The sequence below is a fragment of the Methylophilus sp. genome (assembly GCF_035460085.1).
In the GTDB taxonomy this organism is placed as follows: domain Bacteria; phylum Pseudomonadota; class Gammaproteobacteria; order Burkholderiales; family Methylophilaceae; genus Methylophilus.
Genome location: NZ_DATHWZ010000043.1, coordinates 1 through 8,002, shown reverse-complemented (window position 1 = coordinate 8,002; position 8,002 = coordinate 1). Strand labels below are relative to the sequence as shown.

Below are 8,002 nucleotides of genomic sequence, written 5' to 3'. Positions count from 1 at the left end.
GCGGATATTGCAGAAAAGTTGGTAGCAGCTCATCCAGAGATTGATGTGTTGGTGAATAACCTGGGTATTTTTGAGCCAAAGAATTTTGAAGATATTCCTGATGCAGACTGGCAGCGGTTTTTTGATGTGAATGTGCTCAGCGGTGTGCGGTTGGCAAGATTATATTTGCTTGGCATGAAACAAAGGAACTGGGGACGCATTATATTTATCTCCAGTGAGAGTGGCGTGCAGATTCCACCTGAAATGATTCATTATGGGATGACGAAATCTGCGCAGATTGCGGTTGCACGTGGCCTGGCCGAATCCCTGACAGGCACGCAGATCACCGTCAACAGCGTCTTGCCCGGTCCTACACGTTCCCGTGGTGTAGGTGACTTTGTTGAGACTTTGGCACGTGCCGGGAACAAGTCACAAGAGGCATTTGAGCAGGAATTTTTTGAGCATGTGAGACCTACTTCGCTGATCAAACGATTTGCGACTACTGAAGAAGTAGCCAGCCTGGTGACATATATCGCAAGCCCGTTATCCTCCGCAACCACTGGCGCTGCTTTGCGTGTGGATGGGGGAGTCATCAAAAGTGCATTCTAGAAGTGCTTTTTTTTGCTGTGTGACGGCAAGTCAGTCAACTTATCCTTCAGTTTGAGTCTCTAATACGGTGTCAATTCACAGTGTATTTAATGCATGTGATGTTTATATAAACTAGATAAAAAGAGCAGGCTAAATCTGTGCGATTATTTAAACGGGTACATTCCTATGATGCTTTAACGCATCATTATGGCGAGCGTTATAAGTGGATGGTGTTGTTAATTATCGGCCTCGGCACAATTGCGGGCGTGTTGTGCACCTCGAGTTTTAATGTGGCTGTGCCGGCGTTGACTAAAGCGTTTCATCTTGGACAGGATCATGTGCAATGGGCAATGACTGCTTTTCTGGCTGCCATGACCATTTCCATGTTACCAGCGGCCTGGTTGCTAGAGCGCTTTGGGTTGCGCCGTGTGTTTATGGCTGCGCTCTGGTTGCTGATTGTAGCGAGTGTGGCTGGTTTTTATGCGCACACGTTTGTGCATGTCGTGATAGCTCGCCTGGTTCAGGGAGTGGCGGCGGGGGTGTTGCAGCCATTGGGGATCATGGCGCTGATGCGTTTGTTCCCGCCCAATATCCAGGGTCGTGCTTCAGGCATACTGATTGTAGGCATCGCTTTTACGCCAGCCATCGCGCCATCGATCAGTGGCTGGATGCTCGACCAGTTTGGCTGGCATGCGATTTTTCTGCTCGGTGTGCCGTTTGCATTACTTGCGCTGCTTGCTGCCCGTATCTGGTTGCCGGCGCCACGCAAAAGAGAAGTGCAGCCATTCGACTGGTCAGGCCTGGGTTGGTTATCTGCTGCCACGATAGGTTTAATCGAGTTCGTCTCCAGCTTGCACCATAGCGGGTTAATCGCTTTCTGGACTTTTGGTTATGCCACATTGCTAATCGTATCCATGACCTGTTACATCCGGCATGCACGCAGTTTGCCGCACGCCATCATCCAGTTACACCTGTTCTCAAAACCCACATTCAGTCGCGGTACTTTCGTGGCTTTTGCCTATGGTTTCGGTTTGTTCGCGTCTACTTATTTAATCCCGGTATTTTTGCAAACAGCCATGGCTTACAGTGCGACAGATGCCGGACTGTTGTTGCTACCTTCAGGGATTGCGCTGGTAATGACGATTCCTTTTGCCGGACAAATGGCAGATAAACTCTCTCCCAGACGCATCACGCTGGCAGGCTTATCCATATTCGGTGCCTCATTTCTAGTGTTTGTCTTGGCTGCAGACACGGTACAGTACTGGGAAATCGTAGCCGCAACGGTAGTAGGCCGTATCGGCCTTGGCATGATTCTGCCGGCGCTGAATCTTGCCACCTTGCACGAGATGGAACCACAGCATTTGGACCAGTCTTCAGTGGTTGTCAGTTATGCCAGGCAATTAGGCGGCGTGGTGGGTGTGACCATGATGGCTGTTTTTCTGGAATGGCGGCAAGAGATGTGCGGTGCGACTGCTGCAGGCACCTTCCAGGCTTATGCGCAGGGCTTCCTGTTACTCTCAGTTGTGTTTGTGCTGGCGATTGTGGTCGCCATCGGCATGAAAGATGCCCGACGCTAATTCGCCCGACGCCAAATCAGCAGTTTTAAAGTATCAATCTCCACGCCTGCATGCCGGACTGCTGAAAACCGTGCTGTTGGTAGAATTGCTGCGCTGATACATTGTCGTGATCAGTGAGCAAAGTAATTCTTAATACCTGTTGTGTCCGGGCAAACGCCAGGGCGTATGCCAGCAATTGCGAGCCTATGCCATGGCCTCGATGGATTGGCTTCACGACCATATCTTCCAGTAAGGCAACACGGCCACCGAGAGCGGTGGAGATGGTAAACAGTAAACTCACCATGGCAATCACTTCACCCTCATAACGAGCGACCAGAATGCTGCCGGTATCAGGATGTCGCAATATTGCAGTTAGGCCTTGTTGCTGGGCGGTGTTATCAGGTGTGAATTCATGTTCCTGCGAAAAAAGAAGCGTGAGCAAGGCGCTTAATGCCGGCACGTCAGCGAGTGTTGCCGGTGCAAAAGAAAGCGCAGTGTCAGGTGTCATGATCATAATTTTGACATCTGCGCACTGCGCTCATTTTGTTTTGTGACTTAATAGACTTATTTTTCTACGAAAGCCTTCTCAATCACATAGTCGCCAAGCTCACCAATGCGTGGTGATACTTTAAATCCACGTTTGTCCAGCATCGCTGCAGTGTCTACCAGCATGGCCGGGCTGCCGCAGATCATGGCGCGGTCAGTTGCCGGGTCTAACGGTGGCAGGCCAATGTCCTCGAACAATTTGCCGCTTTCCACCAAGTCAGTCAGGCGCCCCTGGTTCCTGAACGGCTCACGTGTCACTGTCGGGTAGTAAATGAGTTTGTTCTTCACTTCTTCACCAAAGAATTCGTTATTCGGTAACTCTTTGGTAATGAATTCTTCATAGGCCAGCTCATTCACATAACGTACGCCATGAATCAGGATGACTTTTTCAAAGCGGTCATACACTTCGATATCCTGGATCAGGCTCATGAAAGGGGCCAGGCCCGTGCCGGTAGAGAAGAAATACAGGTTTTTACCTGGTTTCAAATCATGCGTCACCAATGTACCGGTCGGCTTGCGGCTCACCAGTAATGGGTCGCCTACTTTCAAGTGTTGCAGGCGTGAAGTCAGCGGGCCGTTAGGCACTTTAATACTGAAAAACTCCAGATGTTCTTCATAGTTCGGGCTGGCGATACTGTAGGCGCGAGTCAGTGGCAGGCCGTCTACTTCCATACCTATCATCACAAACTGGCCGTTCTCGAAACGCAAACCCGGGTCGCGCGTGGACTTAAAGCTAAACAATGTGTCGTTCCAGTGGTGAACGCTCAAAATCGTTTCGGTGGAATATTTTTTATTGCTCATGTTTTATCTTTTGCTCGAGCCTTGGTAAAGGCTTCTGAATTTAAAGGGTTTATTCTAACGCGCTATTATAGCGCAGCTGTCAACTGTGGCACGACTTCAAATAGGTCTGCCACCAGGCCATAGTCAGCAATCTTGAAGATTTGCGCTTCCGGGTCCTGGTTAATGGCGACAACCACTTTGCTGTCTTTCATGCCATAAGCATGCTGGATCGCGCCGGAAATACCCACTGCAATATACAGGTCAGGCGCGACTACCACGCCGGTCTGGCCGACTTGCAGATCGTTGGGCGCATAACCTGCATCCACCGCAGCACGGCTGGCACCAATCGCGGCATGCAGCTTGTCAGCCAATGGCGCGATCACTTGCGCGAAGGCATCGGCACTCCCTAATGCACGACCACCAGAGACGACCACTTTTGCAGCGGTCAGGGCTGGACGTTCGGATTTGTTGAAAGCCTCAGACACCCAGCGGCTGCCTTGCGGGGCTGCTGACGTAGTAATTGCTTTAATCTCTGCTGAGCCGCCGCCAGTTGCAACAGCAAACTTGCTGCCGCGCACGGTTAATACCTGCGTCGTATCCTGATTATGTACGGTGGCCAGTACGTTACCGGCATAAATGCCGCGCACATAAGTATTGGTATTCACGATTTCCAGCACATCAGAGAGCATATTCACATCCAGCAGGGCGGCGACGCGTGGCAATATGTTTTTGCTGAAAGCACTGTGCGCAGCCAGCACTACATTGTAGTTGGCGGCCAGTGGCACAATGATGTCAGCCAGGTGTTCTGCAGTTGGGTGTTGCAAGGCAGGGTCACTGGCGACCAACACACTATTGACACCCTGTAAAGCTGCAATCTGTGCTGACAGGGCATCTGGTTGGGCACCAGCAATCAATACATCCACCGGCTGTTGCCAGTGTTGCGCCGCGGTGATAGCACGCGCGACTTGTTCATTTAAATACTGGCCGTCATGTTCGGCAATAATCAGTGTTCTCATGCAATGATCCCTTCGTGTGAACGCAATTTGCTCAATAACTCATGCACATCTTTCACCATAATGCCGGCTGGGCGGGCAGGGGGTGTCGCAACCTTGAGTTGCTGTACATTGTGAGTGAGAGATACATTCAGGGAATCAAGTGGCACGTTTTCCAGCGGTTTCTTTCTCGCCATCATCAGGTTGGGTAGTTTTACGTAGCGTGGCTCGTTCAGGCGCAAATCAGTCGTGATCACCGCAGGTAAATTGACGACCAATGTTTGTGTGCCGCCATCAATCTCGCGGACCACTGTCGCCTGATTGTCGGCAATCGTGATTTGCGAAGCGTAAGTGGCTTGCGGTAATTTCAATAATGCAGCCAGCATCTGGCCGGTCTGGCCGGCATCGTCATCAATCGCTTGTTTGCCAAGTAAGATCAGGTTTGGCTGTTCGCGTTCTACGACGGCTTTTATTATTTTCGCCACCCCCAGTGAGTGCAGGGTCTCCTGTGTTTCTACCAGCATGGCACGGTCGGCACCCATGGCTAAGGCATGGCGCAAAATATCCTGGTTTGCACTGCTGCCAATCGTGACCGCAATGATTTCGCTGACAATGCCTTTTTCTTTCAGGCGGATAGCTTCTTCAATGGCATTTTCATCGAATGGGTTAATGCCCATTTTGACGCCATCAATATCCACATCTGAACCGTCGGCCTTGACGCGTACCTGGATGTTATAATCAACGACCCGTTTGATCGCTACCAATGCTTTCATAAAAATCGTGCTTTCATAAAAATAGTGCTTCTTAAGATGTTCTAGCGTAACCAGGCATTTTAAGCTAGCTTGTAATATTTATTAAATTGATTATTATAATAATATATATCTATTTTATAGATCAATTCAGGCGCGACTCGAATGCCTTGCAATCCTTTTACTTTCAATGAAATACACGCTTAGGCAACTGGAGATATTTGTCGCTATCAGTCGCGCTGGTAGTGTATCGCGCGCCTGCGAGCAATTGGCATTATCCCAGTCTGCCGCCAGCACGGCACTGATCGAGCTGGAAAAGCAATTTGAAATCCAGTTATTTGACCGCGTCGGTAAAAGCTTGCGCATCAACGAATCCGGGCAGCAGTTACTCCCCAAAGCGGTTGAGTTACTGGACCGTGCCCGCGAAATCGAGCGGATGCTGCATGGTCAGCAAGGCTATGGGCACTTAAAAATAGGCGCCACGCTCACCGTCGGTAATTACCTGGTTGCGCTGCTAGTCGCCAAATTTCTGCAACAATACCCGCAAAGCCATATTCAACTCCAAGTGCAAAATACGCGCACTATCGTCGAGCAAATTGCGAATCATACACTGGATTTGGGTATGATAGAGGGCGAATGTAACCACCCGGATATAGCTGTGGCGCCATGGATTGCCGATGAGTTGGTGATTTTTGCTGCACCTACGCATCCATTAGCGCAAATCGCACAAACAGGTAAAACTATCTATAAGTCTGATTTATTGTTGCAGCCATGGATAGTGCGTGAAAAAGGCTCCGGTACGCGCGAGACCTTTGACCGCGCGTTTAGCCAGGATTATTCCAGGCTCAATATTACGCTGGAGCTGGAGCACACCGAGGCGATCAAGCGGGCAGTGGAGTCTGGTTTGGGCATTGGTTGCATTTCCCGGTTGGCACTCAAGGACGCGTTCCGCCGCGGTAGCCTGGTGCCTATCGAGAATCATAGTTTGCAGTTTCACCGGAATTTTTATTTTTTGTGGCATAGGCAAAAATATCAAACCGGCGGTATCCGCCAGTTCCTGGCGTTTTGCCAGGCGTTCACCCAAGGCGCAACGCGCAGTGACCTGATTGATATCCCCGCTATTGCCTGATCGCTCGAGTCTGATTGTAGGAGGAAGTATGGAAAGAGATGTAATGGAATATGATGTGCTGATTGTCGGGGCTGGCCCCGCAGGATTGTCAGCCGCCATCCGTCTCAAACAGTTGGCCCAGGCACAAGGTCAGGAACTAAATGTGTGTGTGCTGGAAAAAGGCGCCGAAGTCGGTAGTCATATATTTTCAGGCGCAGTGCTGGACCCCAGGGCATTGCAGGAATTATTGCCTGAATGGAAATCGCTGGGCGCACCTTTGAATACGCCAGTGGATAAGGATACTTTTGTCGTACTGGGACAGGAAAAAGCCTGGACTTTACCGGAGTGGACCTTGCCGCCTTTGATGCGCAATCATGGAAACTACATTGTCAGCCTGGGCGAAGTCTGCCGCTGGCTGGGTACACAGGCGGAAGAATTAGGCGTAGAAATCTATACCGGTTTTTCTGCGCAAACGCCAAGCTATGATGAGGCTGGCCGTATGATAGGCGTGATCACCGGTGATATGGGGCTGGATAAACAGGGCAATCCTACAGCTAATTACACCCCCGGGATTGAAATTCGTGCCAAATATACCCTGGTTGCCGAAGGCACACGCGGCTCACTGACCAAACAGCTGGAAGCACGTTATGGCTTACGCGCCACTTCCAGCCCAGCAAAATATGGATTGGGATTCAAAGAGATCTGGCGCGTCAAACCGGACCTGCACCAGAAAGGCCTGATTGAGCACACGCTGGGCTGGCCACTGGATGCCAATACCGGCGGCGGTGGTTTTATCTACCATCATGGCGAAAACTTGGTGTCAGTCGGCTATGTGGTGCACCTGGATTACAGCAACCCATATCTGTCATTGTTTGATATTTTCCAGACCTATAAAACCCATCCTAAATTAAAAGCACTGTTGGAAGGCGGACAACGCATCAGCTATGGTGCACGTGCCATTTCCGAAGGCGGCATCCAGTCAATGCCAGAACTGGCATTCCCGGGCGGCGCATTGCTTGGTTGTAGCGCTGGCATGGTCAATGTGCCTAAAATCAAGGGCAGTCATTACGCGATGAAATCCGGCATGCTGGCCGCTGAATCTGTGTTTGAAGCGATCCATCAAGGCGCTCCGGAAATATTGACCAGTTATCCGCAGAAGTTGCGTGCATCTTGGATCTGGCAGGATTTAACCGCGGTCCGCAATGTGAAACCGTATTTGTCCCGTTGGGGTACCTGGGTTGGCACCATGCTTGGTGGTGCGGAAATGTGGTTATCGGGCTTTGGCATTACCTTACCCTGGACTTTAAAACATACTACTGCGGATCACTCCACCCTGGATGAAGCTGCACAAAGCCGCCAGCCGGAGTATGCCAAGCCGGATGGGGTGCTGACTTTTGATAAGCTCAGCTCGGTCAGCCTGTGCAATATCGGCCATGATGACCAGCAGCCATGCCATCTAAAACTGACCGTGAAAGATATTCCTGAGCGGGTCAATTTGCCGAAGTATGCGGGGCCGGAGCAGCGGTATTGCCCGGCGGGGGTGTATGAGTTTATTGAGCAGGAGGGTGAGCAGGTATTGCAGATTAATGCGCAGAACTGCATTCATTGCAAAACTTGCGATATCAAGGACCCGACGCAGAATATTACATGGGTACCGCCGGAGGGGGGCAGTGGGCCGAATTATGTTTCGCAGTGATTAGGTCA

General features: G+C 50.7%; 8 protein-coding genes. 4 read left to right on the top strand and 4 right to left on the bottom strand.

Translation table 11 applies throughout. The features are described 5' to 3' along the window. A partial coding sequence (locus VK958_RS06680) for an SDR family NAD(P)-dependent oxidoreductase (RefSeq protein WP_325240038.1) occupies window positions 1-588 on the top strand: 588 nt, incomplete at its 5' end. A gap of 137 nt (window positions 589-725) precedes the next feature. Further along, window positions 726-2,144, top strand: coding sequence for an MFS transporter (locus VK958_RS06675; RefSeq protein WP_325240036.1), 1,419 nt, complete (start codon window positions 726-728; stop codon window positions 2,142-2,144). 25 nt (window positions 2,145-2,169) lie between these two features. Here VK958_RS06675 and VK958_RS06670 read toward each other — a convergent pair whose 3' ends face one another. The 4 genes from VK958_RS06670 to VK958_RS06655 form a co-directional block, all read right to left on the bottom strand. Next, window positions 2,170-2,631 carry a GNAT family N-acetyltransferase gene (locus VK958_RS06670; protein WP_325240034.1) on the bottom strand — a complete coding sequence of 154 codons (462 nt, stop codon included), beginning with the start codon at window positions 2,629-2,631 and terminating at the stop codon, window positions 2,170-2,172. A 56-nt stretch (window positions 2,632-2,687) separates the two neighbouring features. Beyond that, complete coding sequence (locus tag VK958_RS06665; RefSeq protein WP_325240032.1) at window positions 2,688-3,470, bottom strand: ferredoxin--NADP reductase; 783 nt, start codon at window positions 3,468-3,470, stop codon at window positions 2,688-2,690. A gap of 65 nt (window positions 3,471-3,535) precedes the next feature. Further along, window positions 3,536-4,465 carry an electron transfer flavoprotein subunit alpha/FixB family protein gene (locus tag VK958_RS06660; RefSeq protein ID WP_325240030.1) on the bottom strand — a complete coding sequence of 310 codons (930 nt, stop codon included), beginning with the start codon at window positions 4,463-4,465 and terminating at the stop codon, window positions 3,536-3,538. Next, entirely contained in the window at window positions 4,462-5,214 is a 753-nt protein-coding gene (locus VK958_RS06655; RefSeq protein ID WP_325240028.1) for an electron transfer flavoprotein subunit beta/FixA family protein, read from the bottom strand. Before VK958_RS06655 ends, VK958_RS06660 begins: the two co-directional genes overlap by 4 nt. 166 nt (window positions 5,215-5,380) lie before the next feature. Here VK958_RS06655 and VK958_RS06650 point away from each other — a divergent pair, with 166 nt between their 5' ends. Together VK958_RS06650 and VK958_RS06645 are read left to right on the top strand one after the other, a co-directional pair. Next, window positions 5,381-6,319 carry a LysR family transcriptional regulator gene (locus VK958_RS06650; RefSeq protein ID WP_325240026.1) on the top strand — a complete coding sequence of 313 codons (939 nt, stop codon included), beginning with the start codon at window positions 5,381-5,383 and terminating at the stop codon, window positions 6,317-6,319. A 28-nt stretch (window positions 6,320-6,347) separates the two neighbouring features. Then, window positions 6,348-7,994 (top strand): electron transfer flavoprotein-ubiquinone oxidoreductase, encoded by a 1,647-nt coding sequence (locus VK958_RS06645; RefSeq protein WP_325240024.1) that lies wholly within the window; start codon window positions 6,348-6,350, stop codon window positions 7,992-7,994. Window positions 7,995-8,002: the final 8 nt, after the last annotated feature.

Coding starts and splice junctions, on each gene's coding strand:
- VK958_RS06650 (WP_325240026.1), top strand. CDS start 5,381: ATGAAATACACGCTTAGGCAACTGGAGATATTTGTCGCTATCAGTCGC.
- VK958_RS06660 (WP_325240030.1), bottom strand. CDS start 4,465: ATGAGAACACTGATTATTGCCGAACATGACGGCCAGTATTTAAATGAA.
- VK958_RS06655 (WP_325240028.1), bottom strand. CDS start 5,214: ATGAAAGCATTGGTAGCGATCAAACGGGTCGTTGATTATAACATCCAG.
- VK958_RS06665 (WP_325240032.1), bottom strand. CDS start 3,470: ATGAGCAATAAAAAATATTCCACCGAAACGATTTTGAGCGTTCACCAC.
- VK958_RS06670 (WP_325240034.1), bottom strand. CDS start 2,631: ATGACACCTGACACTGCGCTTTCTTTTGCACCGGCAACACTCGCTGAC.
- VK958_RS06645 (WP_325240024.1), top strand. CDS start 6,348: ATGGAAAGAGATGTAATGGAATATGATGTGCTGATTGTCGGGGCTGGC.